This is a genomic window from Streptomyces sp. NBC_01288 (assembly GCF_035982055.1).
Classification (GTDB): domain Bacteria; phylum Actinomycetota; class Actinomycetes; order Streptomycetales; family Streptomycetaceae; genus Streptomyces.
In genome coordinates, this window is the sequence record NZ_CP108427.1 from 1624111 (window position 1) to 1641840 (window position 17730).

13 protein-coding genes are annotated in these 17730 nt (G+C 70.2%); 10 read left to right on the forward strand and 3 right to left on the reverse strand.

The genetic code is table 11. From position 1 onward, the window contains the following. Window positions 1-9: 9 nt before the first annotated feature. The 7 genes from tal to OG194_RS07255 all read left to right on the forward strand — a co-directional run bounded on the left by tal (window position 10) and on the right by OG194_RS07255 (window position 8418). Entirely contained in the window at window positions 10-1185 is a 1176-nt protein-coding gene (gene tal / locus OG194_RS07225; protein WP_327400011.1) for a transaldolase, read from the forward strand. Next, a complete protein-coding gene (zwf, locus tag OG194_RS07230; protein ID WP_327400012.1) occupies window positions 1182-2798 on the forward strand; it encodes a glucose-6-phosphate dehydrogenase in 1617 nt (538 codons plus the stop codon). Before tal ends, zwf begins: the two co-directional genes overlap by 4 nt. Continuing rightward, on the forward strand, window positions 2795-3730 hold the full coding sequence (opcA, locus tag OG194_RS07235) for a glucose-6-phosphate dehydrogenase assembly protein OpcA (RefSeq protein WP_327400013.1): 936 nt from the start codon (window positions 2795-2797) through the stop codon (window positions 3728-3730). The genes zwf and opcA overlap by 4 nt, the downstream gene beginning before the upstream one ends. Further along, window positions 3723-5381, forward strand: a complete 1659-nt coding sequence (gene pgi / locus OG194_RS07240) for a glucose-6-phosphate isomerase (protein ID WP_327400014.1) — start codon at window positions 3723-3725, stop codon at window positions 5379-5381. Before opcA ends, pgi begins: the two co-directional genes overlap by 8 nt. 1 nt (window position 5382) lies before the next feature. Beyond that, window positions 5383-6258: a phosphogluconate dehydrogenase (NAD(+)-dependent, decarboxylating) gene (gene gnd, locus OG194_RS07245; RefSeq protein WP_327400015.1), complete on the forward strand. Its 876-nt coding sequence runs from the start codon at window positions 5383-5385 to the stop codon at window positions 6256-6258. 7 nt (window positions 6259-6265) lie between these two features. Beyond that, entirely contained in the window at window positions 6266-6853 is a 588-nt protein-coding gene (locus tag OG194_RS07250) for a histidine phosphatase family protein (protein WP_327400016.1), read from the forward strand. A gap of 101 nt (window positions 6854-6954) precedes the next feature. Continuing rightward, a complete protein-coding gene (locus OG194_RS07255; RefSeq protein WP_327400017.1) occupies window positions 6955-8418 on the forward strand; it encodes a membrane-associated oxidoreductase in 1464 nt (487 codons plus the stop codon). Here OG194_RS07255 and OG194_RS07260 read toward each other — a convergent pair. Both OG194_RS07260 and OG194_RS07265 read right to left on the reverse strand, forming a co-directional pair. Then, window positions 8405-10213, reverse strand: coding sequence for a bifunctional sugar phosphate isomerase/epimerase/4-hydroxyphenylpyruvate dioxygenase family protein (locus tag OG194_RS07260; RefSeq protein ID WP_327400018.1), 1809 nt, complete (start codon window positions 10211-10213; stop codon window positions 8405-8407). The genes OG194_RS07255 and OG194_RS07260 overlap by 14 nt on opposite strands. Before the next feature lie 32 nt (window positions 10214-10245). Beyond that, window positions 10246-11169: a shikimate dehydrogenase gene (locus OG194_RS07265; RefSeq protein ID WP_327400019.1), complete on the reverse strand. Its 924-nt coding sequence runs from the start codon at window positions 11167-11169 to the stop codon at window positions 10246-10248. Window positions 11170-11337: 168 nt separating this feature from the next. Here OG194_RS07265 and OG194_RS07270 point away from each other — a divergent pair, with 168 nt between their 5' ends. The 3 genes from OG194_RS07270 to OG194_RS07280 all read left to right on the forward strand — a co-directional run bounded on the left by OG194_RS07270 (window position 11338) and on the right by OG194_RS07280 (window position 15615). Further along, a complete protein-coding gene (locus OG194_RS07270) occupies window positions 11338-12003 on the forward strand; it encodes a TetR/AcrR family transcriptional regulator (protein ID WP_327400020.1) in 666 nt (221 codons plus the stop codon). 221 nt (window positions 12004-12224) lie between these two features. After that, window positions 12225-13565 (forward strand): MFS transporter, encoded by a 1341-nt coding sequence (locus OG194_RS07275; RefSeq protein ID WP_327400021.1) that lies wholly within the window; start codon window positions 12225-12227, stop codon window positions 13563-13565. A 280-nt stretch (window positions 13566-13845) separates the two neighbouring features. Continuing rightward, window positions 13846-15615, forward strand: coding sequence for a hypothetical protein (locus OG194_RS07280; protein ID WP_327400022.1), 1770 nt, complete (start codon window positions 13846-13848; stop codon window positions 15613-15615). Here the strand turns inward: OG194_RS07280 and OG194_RS07285 are convergent. After that, entirely contained in the window at window positions 15612-17702 is a 2091-nt protein-coding gene (locus OG194_RS07285) for a tetratricopeptide repeat protein (protein ID WP_327400023.1), read from the reverse strand. The two genes, OG194_RS07280 and OG194_RS07285, sit on opposite strands and share 4 nt — an antisense overlap. Window positions 17703-17730: the final 28 nt, after the last annotated feature.

Below are 17730 nucleotides of genomic sequence, written 5' to 3' on the forward strand. Positions count from 1 at the left end.
AGAAAGAAGATGATCACAGTGACCGAAGTGACCGCCACGGCGGGAGCACTCAAGCGCCTGTCCGACGAGGGCGTCTCCATCTGGCTGGACGACCTGTCGCGCAAGCGGATCGAGTCCGGCAACCTCGCCGAACTCGTCGACACCAGGAACGTCGTCGGTGTCACCACCAACCCCTCGATCTTCCAGGCCGCCATCGGCTCCGGCGAGGGTTACGAGGAGCAGCTCGCCGACCTCGCCGTGCGCAAGGTGACGGTCGAAGAGGCCGTGCGGATGATGACCACCGCCGACGTCCGCGCCGCCGCCGACATCCTGCGTCCGGTGTACGAGGCGACCGGCGGGCAGGACGGCCGGGTCTCCATCGAGGTCGACCCGCGGCTCGCCCACCACACCGAGGCGACCATCGCCGAGGCCAAGCAGCTGTCCTGGCTGGTGGACCGTTCCAACGTGATGATCAAGATCCCGGCGACGAAGGCCGGGCTCCCGGCGATCACCGAAGTCATCGGCGAGGGCATCAGCGTCAACGTCACGCTGATCTTCTCCCTGGAGCGCTACCGCGAGGTCATGGACGCCTACCTGGCCGGCCTGGAGAAGGCGAAGGCCGCGGGCATCGACCTGGCGACCATCCACTCCGTGGCCTCCTTCTTCGTCTCCCGCGTCGACTCCGAGATCGACAAGCGCCTCACCGCGCTGGCCACTGGGGGCACCTCCCAGGCTTTCGGCTCTGGGGGAGAGGCCCTCGCCCTCAAGGGCAAGGCCGCACTCGCCAACGCGCGGCTCGCGTACGAGGCGTACGAGGACGTCTTCTCCTCGGCCCGTTGGACCGTTCTCGCGGATGCGCAGGCCAACAAGCAGCGCCCCCTGTGGGCCTCGACCGGCGTGAAGGACCCGTCCTACAAGGACACCCTGTACGTCGACGAGCTGGTCGCGCCCGGCACGGTCAACACCATGCCGGAGGCGACGCTGAACGCCACCGCCGACCACGGCGACATCCACGGCGACACGGTGACCGGCGGCTACGCGCAGGCCCGCGCCGACCTGGACGCCGTAGAGCGGCTGGGGATCTCGTACGACGTGGTCGTCAAGCAGTTGGAGGACGAGGGCGTCGCCAAGTTCGAGGTGGCCTGGCAGGACCTGCTGGACGCCGTCGCGAAGTCGCTGAGCAGCAAGGGGGTCGACGGGGAATGACCGAGGAACTTCCCGCAACGAAACCGGCCGGAGCGGCCGAAGCAGCCGTGCAGGCACTGACCGTCGAGGAACTCACGGACGCGCTGGCCGCCGGCTGGGACAACCCGCTGCGTGACCCCCGCGACCGCCGGCTCCCCCGTATCGCCGGCCCGTCCGGACTGGTCATCTTCGGGGTCACCGGTGACCTGTCCCGCAAGAAGCTGATGCCGGCCGTGTACGACCTGGCCAACCGCGGGATGTTGCCGCCGGGCTTCTCGCTCGTCGGGTTCGCCCGGCGGGACTGGGAGGACCAGGACTTCGCGCAGGTGGTGCACGACTCGGTGCGCGAGCACTCGCGGACCGAGTTCCGCGAGGAGGTCTGGCAGCAGCTCGCCGAGGGCATGCGGTTCATCCCTGGCGACTTCGACGACGACACGGCGTTCAAGCAACTGCGCGCGGCCGTCGACGAGTTGGACACGTCACGCGGTACCAGTGGCAACTACGCGTTCTATCTCTCCGTACCGCCGAAGTTCTTCCCGAAGGTCGTCCAGCAGCTGAAGAAGCACGGCCTGGCGACGGCCGCCGAGGGTTCCTGGCGGCGCGCGGTGATCGAGAAGCCGTTCGGGCGCGACCTCAAGAGCGCGCGTGAGCTGAACAAGATCGTGCACGAGGTGTTCGACCCGGACCAGGTGTTCCGGATCGACCACTACCTCGGCAAGGAGACCGTCCAGAACATCCTGGCGCTGCGTTTCGCCAACCAGATGTACGAGCCGATCTGGAACCGGTCCTACGTCGACCACATCCAGATCACGATGGCCGAGGACATCGGCATCGGCGGGCGCGCCGGCTACTACGACGGCATCGGTTCGGCCCGTGACGTCATCCAGAACCACCTGCTCCAGCTGATGGCGCTGACCGCCATGGAGGAGCCGATCGCCTTCGACGAGGAGGCGCTGCTCACCGAGAAGCTCAAGGTGCTGAAGTCGGTGCGGCTGCCCGAAAAGCTGGGCGAGCACACGGTGTTCGGGCAGTACGCGGAGGGCTGGCAGGGCGGCGAGAAGGTCGTCGGCTACCTCCAGGAGGACGGCATCGACCCGCAGTCGAAGACCGACACGTACGCGGCCGTCAAGCTGGAGGTCGACAACCGCCGTTGGGCGGGCATCCCCTTCTACCTGCGCACCGGCAAGCGGCTCGGGCGGCGTGTGACGGAGATCGCGGTCGTCTTCAAGCGCGCCCCGCACTCCCCCTTCGACTCCTCCGCCACCGAGGAGTTGGGCCAGAACGCGATCGTCATCCGCGTGCAGCCCGACGAGGGCATGACGGTGCGGTTCGGCTCCAAGGTGCCGGGCACCTCGATGGAGATCCGGGACGTGTCCATGGACTTCGCCTACGGCGAGTCGTTCACGGAGTCGAGCCCGGAGGCGTACGAGCGGCTCATCCTGGATGTGCTGCTCGGCGACGCCAACCTGTTCCCGCGCCACCAGGAAGTGGAAGAGTCCTGGAAGATCCTCGACCCGATCGAGGAGTACTGGGCACAGAACGGCAAGCCCGCGCAGTACTCCTCGGGCAGTTGGGGTCCCGAGGAGGCGGACGAGATGCTCGCACGAGACGGACGGAGCTGGCGCAGGCCATGAAGATCGACCTGAGCGACACCACGGCAAGCAAGATCAACAAGGCGCTGGTGCAGGGTCGCCGCGACATCGGCACCCCTGCCGTGGGCATGGTCCTGACGATGGTCATCGTCACGGACGAGGAGAACGCCTACGACTCGATCAAGGCGGCCGAGGAGGCGTCGCACGAGCACCCCTCGCGCACCCTGGTCGTCATCAAGCGGCACGCCCGCACCCCGCGGGACCGTACCAATTCGCACCTCGACGCCGAGGTCCGGGTGGGCGCGGACGCCGGCACCGGCGAGACGGTCGTGCTGCGGACCTACGGCGAGGTGTCCGACCACGCCGACTCCGTGGTGCTGCCGCTGCTGCTGCCGGACGCGCCGGTCGTCGTCTGGTGGCCGGGGGACGCCCCCGAGATCCCGGCGAAGGACCCGCTGGGCGCTCTCGCGCAGCGCCGGATCACCGACCTGTACGCGGCGGCGAACCCCATCGAGGCGCTGGACGCCCGGGGCCGTGCCTACGCGCCCGGCGACACCGACCTCGCCTGGACCCGGCTGACGCCGTGGCGCTCGATGCTGGCGGCGGCCCTCGACCAGGCCAAGTCGAAGATCACCTCGGGTGCGGTGGAGAGCGAGGCCGACAACCCGGCCGCCGAGCTGCTGGCCCGCTGGCTGGAGGCACGCCTCAAGGTGAAGATCGACCGCGTGGTCACCGCGGGACCCGTCATCACGGCGGTCCGCCTGGGCACCGGCGCGGGCGAGGTCGTCATCGACCGTCCCGAGGGCCCGCTGGCCACGCTGACCCTGCCCGGGCAGCCCTCCCGCACCCTCGCGCTGAAGGTCCGCACGACCTCCGAACTCATCGCCGAGGAGCTGCGGCGCCTCGACGCCGACGAGATGTACGCCATCGCCCTCCGGGCCGAGGGCGCCAAGGAGACCCCTTCTCATGTCTGACTCCCCCAAGCTCACCCGGCGACCGGAGTGGGCCGCGCTGGAGGACCACCGCGCGGATCAACTGCGACCGCAGTTGCGTGAGTTGTTCGCGGCGGACCCGGGGCGCGCGGAGCGGTACGTGGTCACCGTCGGCGATCTGCGCATCGACTACTCCAAGCATCTGATCACGGACGAGACCCTCGCCCTGCTCCAGGAACTGGCCACCGCCACCGGCGTGTTCGGCCTCCGGGACGCGATGTTCCGCGGTGAGAAGATCAACGTCACCGAGGACCGCGCGGTCCTGCACACCGCGCTGCGCGCCCCGCGTGACGCGGTGGTCGAGGTCGACGGCGAGAACGTCGTGCCCCAAGTGCACGCCGTGCTCGACAAGATGGCCGGCTTCGCGAACCGCGTCCGCTCCGGCGAGTGGACCGGTCACACGGGCCGTCGTATCCGCAACGTCGTCAACATCGGCATCGGCGGCTCCGACCTCGGTCCGGCGATGGCGTACGAGGCGCTCCGCGCGTTCACCGACCGATCGTTGACGGTCCGGTTCGTGTCGAACGTGGACGGCGCCGACCTGCACGAGGCGACCCACGACCTCGACCCGGCGGAGACCCTCTTCATCGTCGCGTCGAAGACCTTCACGACGATCGAGACGATCACCAACGCGACGTCCGCCCGGACGTGGCTCCTTGAGGGTCTCGGCGGTGACGACAAGGCGGTCGCGAAGCACTTCGTGGCGCTGTCGACGAACGCCGGGAAGGTGTCGGACTTCGGCATCGACACGGACAACATGTTCGAGTTCTGGGACTGGGTCGGCGGACGCTACTCGTACGACTCGGCCATCGGTCTCTCCCTGATGATCGCCATCGGCCCGGACCGCTTCCGCGAGATGCTCGACGGCTTCCACCTCGTCGACGAGCACTTCCGCACCGCGCCCGCCGAAGCCAACGCACCTTTGCTCCTTGGCCTGTTGGGCGTCTGGTACGGCAACTTCTTCGACGCGCAGTCGCACGCGGTGCTGCCGTACTCGCACTATCTCTCCAAGTTCACCGCCTACTTGCAGCAGCTGGACATGGAGTCCAACGGCAAGTCCGTTGACCGGGACGGGAATCCGGTGGAGTGGCAGACCGGACCGGTGGTGTGGGGAACGCCCGGGACCAATGGCCAGCACGCTTACTACCAACTCATCCACCAGGGCACGAAGTTGATCCCGGCGGACTTCATCGGCTTCGTCAACCCGGTCGCCGAGCTGAGCGACGGCCTCAAGAAGCAGCACGACCTGCTGATGGCCAACTTCTTCGCCCAGACACAGGCGTTGGCCTTCGGCAAGACACCGGACGAGGTACGCGCGGAGGGTGTGCCCGAGGAGCTGGTGCCGCACAAGACGTTCAAGGGCAACCACCCCACGACCACGATCCTGGCCGGCGAGCTGACCCCGTCCGTCCTCGGCCAGTTGATCGCCCTCTACGAGCACAAGGTGTTCGTGCAGGGCGCGGTCTGGAACATCGACTCCTTCGACCAGTGGGGCGTCGAACTGGGCAAGGTCCTCGCCAAGCGCGTCGAACCCGCCCTGACCGAGGGCGCCGACGTGCCCGGCCTCGACTCCTCCACCGCCGCTCTCGTGGCCACCTACCGCACGCTCCGCGATTCCCAGGAAGTGAACTGACATGCAGCTCGGACTGATCGGCCTCGGCAAGATGGGCGGCAACATGCGCGAGCGCATCCGCCTCGCGGGCCACACCGTCATCGGCTACGACCGCAACCCCGAAGTGACCGACGTCGAGAGCCTCGCCGAACTGGTCGAGAAGCTCGAAGCGCCGCGCACGGTCTGGGTGATGGTCCCGGCGGGTGCCCCGACCCAGTCGGTCGTCGACGAGCTGGGCGAGCTGCTCCAGCCCGGCGACGTCATCGTGGACGGCGGCAACTCCCGCTGGACGGACGACGAGAAGCACGCCGAGGAGCTGGGCGCCAAGGGCATCGGCTTCGTCGACGCGGGTGTGTCCGGCGGTGTGTGGGGCCTGAAGAACGGCTACGCGCTGATGGTCGGCGGCGACGCCGAGAACATCGCGAAGGTGCAGCCGATCTTCGACGCGCTCAAGCCCGAGGGCGAGTTCGGCTTCGTGCACGCCGGCAGGGTAGGTGCCGGGCACTTCTCGAAGATGGTTCACAACGGCATCGAGTACGCGATGATGCAGGCGTACGCCGAGGGTTGGGAGCTGCTGGAGAAGGTCCACTCCGTCACGGACGTGCGGGAGGTCTTCCGCTCCTGGCAGGAGGGCACCGTCATCCGCTCCTGGCTGCTGGACCTCGCGGTCAACGCCCTTGACGGCGATGAGCACTTGGACAAGCTGCGCGGTTTCGCGGAGGACTCCGGCGAGGGCCGGTGGACCGTCGAGGCGGCCATCGACAACGCGGTGCCGCTGCCCGCGATCACGGCCTCGCTCTTCGCGCGGTTCGCCTCGCGTCAGGACGACTCGCCGCAGATGAAGATGATCGCGGCGCTGCGCAACCAGTTCGGCGGCCACGCCGTCGAGTCCAAGTAGGCGCGCCGTGGGGGATCTTCTGCTGGTCCGCCACGGCGAGACGGAGTGGAGCGTGTCGGGCCAGCACACCAGCTGGACCGACCTGCCCCTCACCCAGCACGGTGAGGAACAGGCCAAGTGCCTCGCTCCGCTCCTCTCGGACCGGACCTTCGCTCTCGCACTGACCAGCCCGCTCGGCCGCGCGATACGCACCGCCGAACTCGCGGGCATCACCGGGGCCGTACCCGACCCCGACCTCCACGAGTGGGACTACGGCGGCTACGAAGGCGTCACCACCGTCGACATCCACCGCACCCGCCCCGACTGGTACTTGTGGACCGACGGGGTACCGCCGGGACCTGCCGGACACCCCGGCGAGTCCCCGGACGAGATCAGCGCCCGGGCCGACCGAGTCCTGAAGCGGGTCGACTCGGCACTCGTGGACGGTGACGTGATCCTCGTGGCCCACGCCCACTTCCTACGGGTGCTCACCGCCCGCCGACTGGGCCTGACGGCGGCGGACGGCCGCCTGTTCCAACTGGCCACCGGCACGGTCAGCCGCCTCTCCACCGAGCACGACCGCCCGGTGATCGCGGAGTGGAACACCCGACCGTAACAACGGCACAACCACACGGCCCGGACCGCGCGTCGACGTGCGGTCCGGGCCCGTTGCCGTGCCCTGTGCCCGCGGCCCCCGCGCGGCTAGAGTCCCGCTTGATGGAGATCAACGATCTGACACCGGCAGAGGAACAGGTGTGGCGGGCCTTCCCGTTGGGCGAGTCCGTGGACTTCCGCAGGGCGGACGACGAGGACATGGCCCTCGGCGGCGGCTGGGGGCCCGAACAGACCGTGCGCGCCGAGGTGTTGCGGGCGCTGCTGCTCAACGGGCCGCAGGAAGCAGGGGAGATAGCGTCGCTGAGTCTGGCGGGCGCCCGGATCACCGGCAGGCTCGATCTGCAGTACGCGACGATCGACCACCCGGTCCGGCTGCGGAACTGCTCCTTCGACGAGGTGCCCCGCTTCTACGCCTCCCGGCTGCGCGAACTCAACCTCAGCGAGTCGGTGTTGCCGGGTCTCACCGCCCACGCGATGCGGGTGGACGGCGTGCTGCGGATGACACGGTGCCGGTTCAACGGAGTGGTGCGGCTGGCCGGGGCGAAGATCGCCGGGAGCCTGTACATGGAGAGCGCGGAGATCATCGCTCCGGACGCCGAGGAGCCGGTGCTCCAGCTCAACCAGGCGGCCGTGGGCGACGATCTCCGGGCGACCGGACTGCGCACACACGGTCAGATACGCCTCAGCGGCGCGAGCGTCGCCGGGTCGGTCAACCTCAACACGGCGCGCCTCTCGAACCCCGGGGACTCCACCGTCGACGCCGAAGTGCTCGTCGTGGAGGGCAACTTCCTGTTGCGCCAGGCCCAAGTGGACGGCTGGATCGGCCTGCGCGGAGCCCGGATCGCGGGCCGGCTGGACCTGTCGCGCTCGACCCTGTCGAACCCCGGCGGTCCCGTCCTGCTGGCGAGCAGCACCACCCTGGGGGAACTCTGGCTGCGCGAGAGCCTGCCCATGCAAGGCGGACTCGTGCTGCGCAACGCCCAGATCGACGTCCTGCTGCTGGAGCCGCAGGCCCTCCCGGACCAGGTCTTCCTCACCAGCCTCACCTACACCTCGCTCATTCCGCACGTGCCCGCCGAGCGTCGGCTGACCATGTTGGAACGTGACGGCGACGGCTATGTCCCGCACGCCTACGAGGAGTTGGCCGCCGCGTATCGCCGCGTCGGCGACGACCACGCCGCTCGCAACGTCCAACTGGCCAAGCAGCGCCGCCTGCGCGGCACGCTCAGGTGGTACTACCGGATCTGGGGCTACGCCCAGGACACCACCGTCGGCTACGGCTTCCGCCCGCTGCGCGCCTGCGCCTGGCTGCTGTCGCTGCTGGCGATCGGCTCCCTCGTCTACGGCCTGCACCAGCCTCCTGCCCTCAAGCCGTCCGAGGCTCCGCACTTCAACCCGGTCTTCTACACGCTCGACCTGCTGCTCCCTGTGATCTCCTTCGGCCAGGAGGAGGCGTTCACGCCGGACGGCTGGTACCAGTACCTCGCCTACGGCCTGATCATCACCGGCTGGATCCTGGCCACGACGGTCGTCACCGGCGTCACCAGGACCGTCAGCCGCCAGTGAGCCGTTTCGCCGTGTGCTGGGCGGCCAGGCGCACCGGCGCGTTCTGGGCGCCGTAACCCCGGTAGCCCGGTTCGCGCTGGACCAGTTCGAAGAAGACCCGCCCGACCGTCCGGGTGTAGCAGTGCCGGAACTCACCGCCCGCGTCCCGGTCGTAGAGGATGCCGAGGTCCTGGTACGTCTCCAACTCGCCCTCGGGGAAGGCGAATCGGGCCGCGAGATCGTCGTAGTAGTTCGCGGGCATGCGCAGCAGGCGGCCGCCTGCCTCGCGGAAGCGGCGGGCCGCGGCGACCACGTCCTCGGTGGCGAGGGCGATGTGCTGGGCGTGGGCACCGTCCTCGCTCGGGGCCGCGCCGACGCTCAACGCGATACGGACGCTGCCGTCGGAGGTGGTGACGGCGCGACTGCGCAGCAGGCCGTAGGGGTCGGCGACGTCGACGCTCTCCTGGGCCTGGAGCCCAAGGACGCTGCTGTGGAAGAGGGTTGCCTCGTCGAAGTGGTGCCAAGGCTGGGTGAGAGCGAGGTGGTCGATGCGCTGGATGCCTGTCCCTGCGGGGAGTTGACCGGTGGTGTCGGTGAAGTCGGCTCGCCAGCCGGGGAGTTCGGGGGTGGTGCGGGCGCAGAAGAAGAGTTCCGTGCCGTCCGGTGCGGCCACGGCGTCGAGTTGCGCGTCACCGAGTGCGCGGCGGCGGGGCAGGACCGGCGCGAGGAGGGCCTCGGCGCGGCGGGCGGCACCCTGTGGGTCCGGTGACTCCAGGCCGATCGCCGCGAGGGCGGTGCCGTCCCGTCGTAGCGCTCGGCCGGTGTTGACCAGGATGCGGGCCTCGCCCTGTTGCCACAGGTCCACCGGTTTGGTGCGGTGGCGGGCCGTGCGGGTGAAGCCCAGGGCGCCGAGCAGGGCGGTGACGGGTTCCGCGTCTGGGGTGACGAGTTCGGCGAAGGCGATGCCCGTGGGGACGACCGGGGCGGGCGGGTCGGCCACGCCGACCGTCTCCTGGAGGACCAGCAGCGAGCGTTGGGCGTCGATCGCTGTCGGGCCCGCTTCCGCTTGCCGGAACACGTCGTTGAAGATCTCCAGCGAGAGCGGGCCGTCGTAACCGGCGGTCAGGACGTGCCGTACGAGTCCGGCGACGTCGAAGCCGCCCTGGCCGGGGAAGCAGCGGTAGTGGCGGCTCCATTGGAGGACGTCCATCGCGAGGAGTGGGGCGTCTGCGAGTTGGAGGAAGAAGATCTTCTCGCCGGGGATGTCCGCAATGCCCTTGAGATCCTTGGGTTCTGAGCCGCGCGACAGGATGTGGAAGCTGTCGAGGCAGGTGCCGAGTGCGGGGTGGTCGGCCGTCTCGACGATGCGCCAGGCGTGGCCGTATGTGCTGACGTGCCGCCCCCAGGCGAGTGCCTCGTAGGCGACCCGGACGCCGAACTCCTGCGCGAGGTCGGCCAGTTGGCTGAGCTGGGCGGCGGCGAGCGCGTCGTCGTCCTCGGCGAGCGGGGAGACGCTGGAGCAGACGAGGACGGTGTCGGTGCCGAGCCTGCGCATCAGCTCGAACTTGTGCCGGGCGCGGCGCAGGTTGCGGGCGAACTCGGCCTCGGGCACCGCCTCGATGTCCCGCATCGGCTGGTAGAGGTCGATGGTCAGGCCGAGGTCGGCGCACCGGGCGCGGATCTCCTCGGGCGTCAACGGGCTGGCGAGCAGGTCGTTCTCGAAGATCTCGACGCCGTCGAAGCCGGCCCGGGAGGCGGCGGTGAGTTTCTCGGTGAGGGAGCCGCTGAGGGAGACGGTGGCGATGGACGTGCGCATCGGGGTACCTCTCGATTTCGCTGCGGGCAGGGCTATTTCGGCGCGGGCACGGCACCGGCCAGCTCCGCGATGTCCGCGAGCATGCGGGCGCTGTCGGGTTCCCGGCCGGTGAACAGGCGGAACGCGTCCGCCGCCTGGAAGACCGCCATGCCTCCGCCGTCGAGGGTGGCGCAGCCCAACGCGCGGGCGGCGCTGAGCAGTTGGGTCTCCAGCGGGCGGTAGACCACTTCGGCGACCCACAGCTCGGAGTGCAACAGGCGTGGGGGGAAGGGCAGTCCGGGGTGGGCGGCCATCCCGGTGGGGGTGGCGTGGACGATGCCGTCGGCGGCGGCGAGCAGTTCGGGCAGTCGGCCGGAGGCGGCGCCGGCGGCGCGGCCCGGACCGAAGTGACGGTTCAGGGAATCGGCGAGAGCGGTGGCGCGTTCGGGCAGCGCGTCGACGACGGTGACGCGCTCGGCGCCGAGGGTGAGCGTGGCGTGCGCCACGGCCGCGCCCGCCCCGCCCGCGCCGAGCTGGACGACGCGTTCCATGGGGGCGTCGGGCAGTCCGCGGGCGAAGGAGGCGGCGAAGCCGGTGACGTCCGTGTTGTGGCCGATCGCTCGGCCGTCCGCCTCGAACACGACGGTGTTGACCGCGCCCAGCGCCTCGGCCTGCGGGGCGAGCCCGTCGAGGTGCTCGATGACGAGCTGCTTGCACGGGTGGGTGATGTTGAGCCCGTCGAAGCCCACGTCACGGGCGGCACGCACCAGTTCGCCGACCGCCTCCGGGCCGACTCCGAGCACGTCGATGTCGATGAGCCGGTACAGATAGCGCAGCCCCTGCCGGTCGGCCTCGCGTTCGTGCAGGGCGGGGCTGAGGGAGGGACCGATGCCGGAACCGATCAGCCCGACGAGATACGAGTCCTCGGAGGTGTTCGAGCCCTTGAAGACGTACGAGTCCTTGAAGACGTCGGCCACGGTGGCCCTCCTGAGCGGCTCACTAATGTACGAACTAGTACGTTAGCTATATCAGCATCGCCGAGCCACGGGAACCCCTCGGCCGGGAACCCGCCCGTCCGTGACCGGTCCCTCCTTCTACAATCGGCCGCACACCGCGCGCACGCCCGAAGGAAGCCAAGGAACCCGATGACCAGCGTCGAAGAACCGGCACGACCCAACGGGCGCATCCGTGACGCGGCCCGCACCAAGGCCGAGATCCTCGACGTGGCGACCCACGAGTTCGCGCGGGCCGGCTACGACGGCGCCCGCGTCGACGAGATCGCCGCCCGCACCCGCACCACCAAGCGGATGATCTACTACTACTTCGGCGGCAAGGAACAGCTCTTCACGGCCGTCCTGGAACGGTCCTACGGCGTGATCCGCGAGGCCGAACGCGGCCTGGACGTCGAGCATCTGGACCCGGTCGCGGCCATCCGCCGACTCGCGGAACTGACCTTCGACCACCACGAGCAACACCCGGACTTCATCCGCCTGGTGTCCATCGAGAACATCCACGGCGCCGAACACATCGCCGCCTCCGAGAAGCTCGGGAAGATCGGCTCGCCCGCCCTCGACGTGATCCGCCGCATCCTGGAGGCGGGGCAGAAGTCCGGCCTGTTCACAGCCGACGTGGACGCCGTCGACCTGCACGCGATGATCAGTTCCTTCTGCTTCTTCCGGGTCGCCAACCGGCACACCTTCGGCGCCCTGTTCGGCCGCGACCTGGTGGCGCCGGCCCAGCGCGAGCACTACCGGACGATGCTGGGCGACATGGTGATCGCCTATCTGACGGCGGAGCGGGCGGCGGACTGAGCCGCGAGATCCTTCGGCAGGGCCTCTTGACACCCGGGAAACGTGAGCGCAACATCCGTAGCCAACCGCTACTAACTACCCAGTGGGTTAATTAGCCGGGCAGCGCGGCAGCACCCGGCGCGACCGTCCCGTCACCCCGCCGTCCCGTCACCCCAGGGATCCGGCACCTCTCCCCCGCCGCTCACTCCGCCCACGCCGGAGTTCCCCCGAAGGAGCAAGCCGTGTCCGTCCCCGCCAAAGCCGTCGGGCAACCGAAAAAGGCCGCCACCGCCGCCTGGATCGGCAGCGCCCTGGAGTACTACGACTTCTTCATCTACGGCAGCGCCGCAGCCCTGATCTTCCCCAAGGTCTTCTTCGACGACTCGGACCCGGCGACGGCGACCCTGCTCTCCTTCGCGACCTTCGGTGTGGCCTACGCGGCCCGGCCGGTCGGCGCGCTGTTCCTCGGGCACTTCGGCGACCGGGTCGGCCGCAAGAAGATCATGATCTTCACGCTGCTGCTGATGGGCCTGTCGACGTTCCTCATCGGCTGTCTGCCCACGCGGGGCCAAGTCGGCTCGCTCGCACCGGTGTTGCTCGTACTGTGCCGGGTCCTGCAAGGCATCTCGGCGGCGGGCGAGCAGGCCAGCGCCAGTTCCATGACGCTGGAGCACGCGCCGGCCGACCGGCGCGGCTTCTTCACCAGTTTCACGCTGGGCGGCACCCAGGGCGGCCAGCTCATCGCGACGCTCGTGTTCCTCGCCGTCGCCCAACTCCCCGACAAACAGCTGCTGTCGTGGGGTTGGCGCGTTCCATTCTGGGCGAGCGTGCTGGTCGCGGTCGCGGGCTACTTCATCCGCCGCAACCTCCAGGAGACCCCGGCCTTCGCCGAACAGGCGGCGACCGAGGGCGTCGTGAAGCTGCCGCTGGTGGTCCTGCTGCGCGAGCACTGGGCGGACGTCCTGCGGGTGATCGCGGGCGCGCTGATCGCCTCCGTCTCGACGATCTTCACGGTGTGGGCGCTGGCCTACGCGACCAGCGACTCCGTCGGCATGTCCCGCTCGTCGATGCTGTGGGTGGGCGCGCTGGCCAACCTCGTCGCCCTCGCCGCGATCCCCCTGTGGGCCACGCTCTCCGACCGCATCGGCCGCCGCCCGGTGTATCTGATCGGCGCGGTCGGCAGCGCGATCACGATGTTCCTCTACCTCTGGGCGATCTCGACGGGCTCCTACGTGCTCACCCTGATCCTCGGCATCGTCGCCTTCGGCGTCGTCTACAGCGCCGCGAACGGTGTGTGGCCCTCCTTCTACGGCGAGATGTTCTCGACTCGGATCCGGCTGTCGGGCATGGCCATCGGCACCCAGATCGGTTTCGCCGTGGCCGGGTTCGCGGTCACGTTCGCCGCGCAGATCGCGGGTCCGGACGGCACGGACTGGTCCTCGGTGGCGCTGTTCACGGCGGCACTGTGCGTCCCGCCGGTGATCGCGGCGCTCTCGGCCCGCGAGACCCACACAGTGCCGACGGAGCTGCTCGGCACCCGGTCCCCCCGGGAGGCGTCGCAGCCGGAGTCGGTGACGGCCTGACTGTCGCTCCACGAGCACCGCACCCCCGGGCCCCGTTGCCCGGGGGTTTCTCTTTCGGGGCCGTTTGGACCGGTGCAGGCTTTCCCCGTACGTGGACGCCCCGTTGACAGATGACGTTTCGCGCAAGAACATCGGCCGGAACGAGCAGAAAAGAACAGCGCCGCTACCGCCGAGGGAGGGATCTCCGCGTGCCCCGGCCGATTTCAGGGGCGGCCGGTGCACGCGGACCCGAGGCTGACTATCGTTGCCCGATCACACGTGCGAAAGGTGGTCGAGGGGCGTGGCGGGGGCGGAGGAGTGGATACGGGTGCCGGTCGGCGACGACGCCGGGCGGTGGGCGACGCGGGGGCACAGCCGCAAGGTGCTGTTCGTCGTCCACAACGTGACCTCCGCGACCCGGCTGCTCGATGTACTGCCGCTGTTCCACGACGACTTCCGGGTGCAGTTGCTGGTGACGTGCACGGGGTCGTCGGCGTTTCGGGCGGGCGTCGCGGAGTTGCTGGCGGAAACGGGGGTGCCTGTGGCGCCCTGGGACCAGGCCGTTCGGACTTCGGTCGACTTGGCGGTGTCGGCGAGCTTCGGCGGTCAACTCCGGTCATTTTCCGGCGTATTGGCCGTGTTGTCACACGGCGTCGGATATCCTAAGAGACTGGGAACACCCAACACCCAACACCCAACACCCAACACCCAACACCCAACACCCAACACCCAACACCCAACACCCGGCAGCGAGGCGGCGGAAGCGGCAGCTCCGGTCTTCGGGTTGTCGCCGGAGTGGTTGCTCGACGAAAGCGGGCGAACCGTCGCGGACGCGTTGGTGCTCTCGCACCCCGAGCAGTTGGAGCGGTTGCGTGCCGTCTGCCCCGAGGCCGCGCCCACGGGTGTACTGGCCGGTGACCCCTGCTGGGACCGCATGTTGGCAGCCCGCCCGTACCGGGAACGCTACCGGCGGGCGCTCGGCGTCGGACGTGCGCAGCGGCTGGTGGTGCTCAACTCCACCTGGAACCCGGAATCCCTGTTCGGCGACGACATACTGCCGTCCCTGCTCCCCCGTCTGACCTCCGAACTCCCCGTCGACGAGTACCGTCTCGCCGCCGTCCTGCACCCCAACATCTGGTACGGCCACGGCCCCGGCCAGATCCGCGCCTGGCTGGACCGCGCCCGCCGCGCCGGCCTCACCCTCGTCGACCCCCTGCACGGCTGGCGCCAGGCGCTGCTCGCCGCCGACGCGGTCATTGGCGACCACGGCTCGGTCACCTACTACGCCGCCGCACTCGGCACCCCGGTCCTCCTCGGCGCCGCACCCCTCGCGGGCCTCGCCCCCGACGCCCCGGTGCACGCCTTCGTCCGTACGGCACCCCGCCTGGACCCCACACTCCCCCTGCGCCCCCAACTGACCCAACTCATCGACAAGCACAGCCCGTTGCCCGACCCCGCCGCCTTCACCAGCTCCGTACCGGGCGAGTCGGCGACCCGCCTCCGACGCCTCTTCTACGACATGATCGGCATCCCCGAACCGGACGCGCCCGCGCTGCTCGAACCGCTCCCGCTCCCGCCGTTCGAGCCCGCGGCGCACACGGTCCCGCTCCAGGTGCTGACCACATTGTTGGGCTCGGGCGAGGTCTCGGTCGTCCGGTACGCGGGCCCGCACCCGGCGCCCCACGGCACGGGCGAGACCCACACGGCGGTGCACGAGGACACCCGTGAGCAGTCCCAACTCTCCCTGGCCGACGTGCTGTTCCGGCACGGCGCGGCCGACGATCCACGCTTCGGGTCACCCGCGCTCTGGACGACGGAGACACTCGCCCGGCACCCGCAGTGCGCCCTCGCCGCGTACATCACCGGCCCCGGAACCTGCACGGTCCGCACCTCGGACGACACTCTGCTGCACCTGCGCGCGGAGCCGGGCGCGGACGCCGATCCGGCGGCCTGCGCCTCGGCCCTGTACGCCTGGCTCGCATCCGGCAAGTCACTCCACGAGGTCGTCGCACAGGGGCTGACCGTGCACATGGGAGGGGCAGTTCACCGAGTGCGGGTCGTTCGCGGCTAGCCCTCGCAGCGTTCGCGCAGCCTGCGCAGATACTCCAGGTGTTGCTCGGCCTTCTCATCGCGGAGGGCGGCGGTCGCCTCGTCGATCAGGGCGCGGGCGGCCGTGAACTCACCGCTGTTCAGGCGGGTTTCGGCGAGGTCGGTGAGGGTGCGGGCCGTGTTGTAGGCCTCGCCGCCGGCGCGGAAGAAGGCCAGGGCACGGTCCAGGCGCTCGACGGCCTCGTCCTGGCGGCCCAGTCCGCGCAGGGCACGGCCGCGATGGCGTTCCAACAGGGCGCGGGCGCGCGGCAGATCGGCGGCGCCCTCGTCGGCGGGACCGATGCCGTCAAGGATGTCGTGCGCCTCGTCGAAGGCCGCGTACGCCTCGTCGAAGCGCCACTGGCGCAGCCGGAGCAGGCCGAGGAACTCGACGGCGGAGGCCTGGCCCCGCACATGGCTGCCGGCCCGTTCGTCCCGTGCTGCCGCGAGCGCCTCGGGTTCCGCCTCGTCCCAGCGGCGCAACTCCATGAGGCTGTGGGCGAGTTGGGCGTGCAGGGCACCGGCGGTGCGGGTGCCGGGGAAGTGGGAGTCCGCCGTACGGACACCGGCCTGCAACGCGGGCAGCAGTATGTCGTGGTGGCCGGCCTTGAGTTGGAGCGGCCACAGGGCCTGGCCCAGCAGGGCGACGGTGTCCCAGTCGCCGAACTCCTCGGCGGCGTGCACCGCTTGGACCAGGTTGGGGGCCTCGGCGGCGAGTGCGGCGACGCCCGCGCCGCGGTTCTCGTACGACAGCGGTGTGGGTGTGGACGGGACGCGCCAGCTCTCGGGCAACGCGGCCTGAGCCGCGGCGAGTGCGAGGTGCAGATAGCCCTCGACGGTACGGGACACGGCGGCGGAGCACGCGGCGATGCCGTCCACGGCGGCGGCCGTGCGGGCGGCGTGCGCGCGGACGGCGGGCCGGTAGCGGTAACGGCCGTCCTCCGTCAGCTCGATGAGCGAAGCGCCGATCAACTCGTCCAGGAGCCGGGCGGCCTCTGCCTCGTCGATGTCTGCGGCGCGGGCAGCCGCGGCTGCGTCGAGCGCGGGCCAGTCGTACAGGCCGGTCAGGCGGTAGAGGCGGGCGGCGTCCGGGGCCAGCAGGCGGTACGAGTCCTCGACGGCGGAACCCACCGGGTCGATCGCGGGCCCTGCGGGCGTCTCGGGCGGCAGGGGCGGCTCGGTCAGCCGGGGTGCGGCAGCGCGCAGCGCGTAGGGCGAACCGGCGCAGCGGTCCAGTACGGCGGGCAGCGTGGCGCGGGCGGCGCTGACCGCGGGTTTGCCGACCAGCTCGGTGAGCAGCCGTTTCGCGTCCCGGCGACCCAACGGGCCGACCGGGATCCGCAGGGCGTCGAGGCCGGTCAGCGGATTCCGCGCCACGACGAGGGTGACCACGTCCGGTGCCGGTGCCAGCAGCGGCTGCACCTGGGCGGCGGAGCGCGCGTGGTCGAGCACGACGAGAGCGCGGCGGTCGGTCAGGGAGCGCCGGAACAGGGCGGTCCGGTCGGCGATCGAGGGCGGTATGTCCTCGTCGGGCAGGCCGAGTTGGCGCAGCAGCGTGGCCAGGACCGGTTCGGGCCCGAGCGCGCGCAGGTCGGCGTAGAGCCGGCCGTCGGGGAAGCGGGCCACCTGCCGTGCGCCCCAGTGGAAAGCGAGGGTGCTGGTACCGATGCCCTCGGGACCGTGGAGGAGCGCCAGTCGCGGTCGGCCGTCGAAGGCGCGGGCCGCCTCCTTGTCCAGGAGTTTCAGGGCGTCCTGACGGTCCGTGAAGGAGCGGGGTGCCGACGGGAGGCAGTGGCGTCCCGGCCCGGTGACGGGTTCCGGAACGCGCACGCCTCGCGCGAACCGGGTCCAGGCGAGGGCGAGTTCGGGGTCGCCGTGGACACGGTCGTGGACCATGCGCGCGATCGCGTTCACCTCGTCGGGGGTGACGGGTGCCGTAACCTCTCGTCCGGCGAGGCGACGGACCATTCCGCCGGCCGACTCCCAGGCCAACTTGCCTGCCTCACCGGCCATCCCGGAACCGACGGCCCCGAACACCGCACCGATGGCGCCCGTGGACAGCAGATCCATCACCTCGCGCACTCCCCCGTCGTCCGCT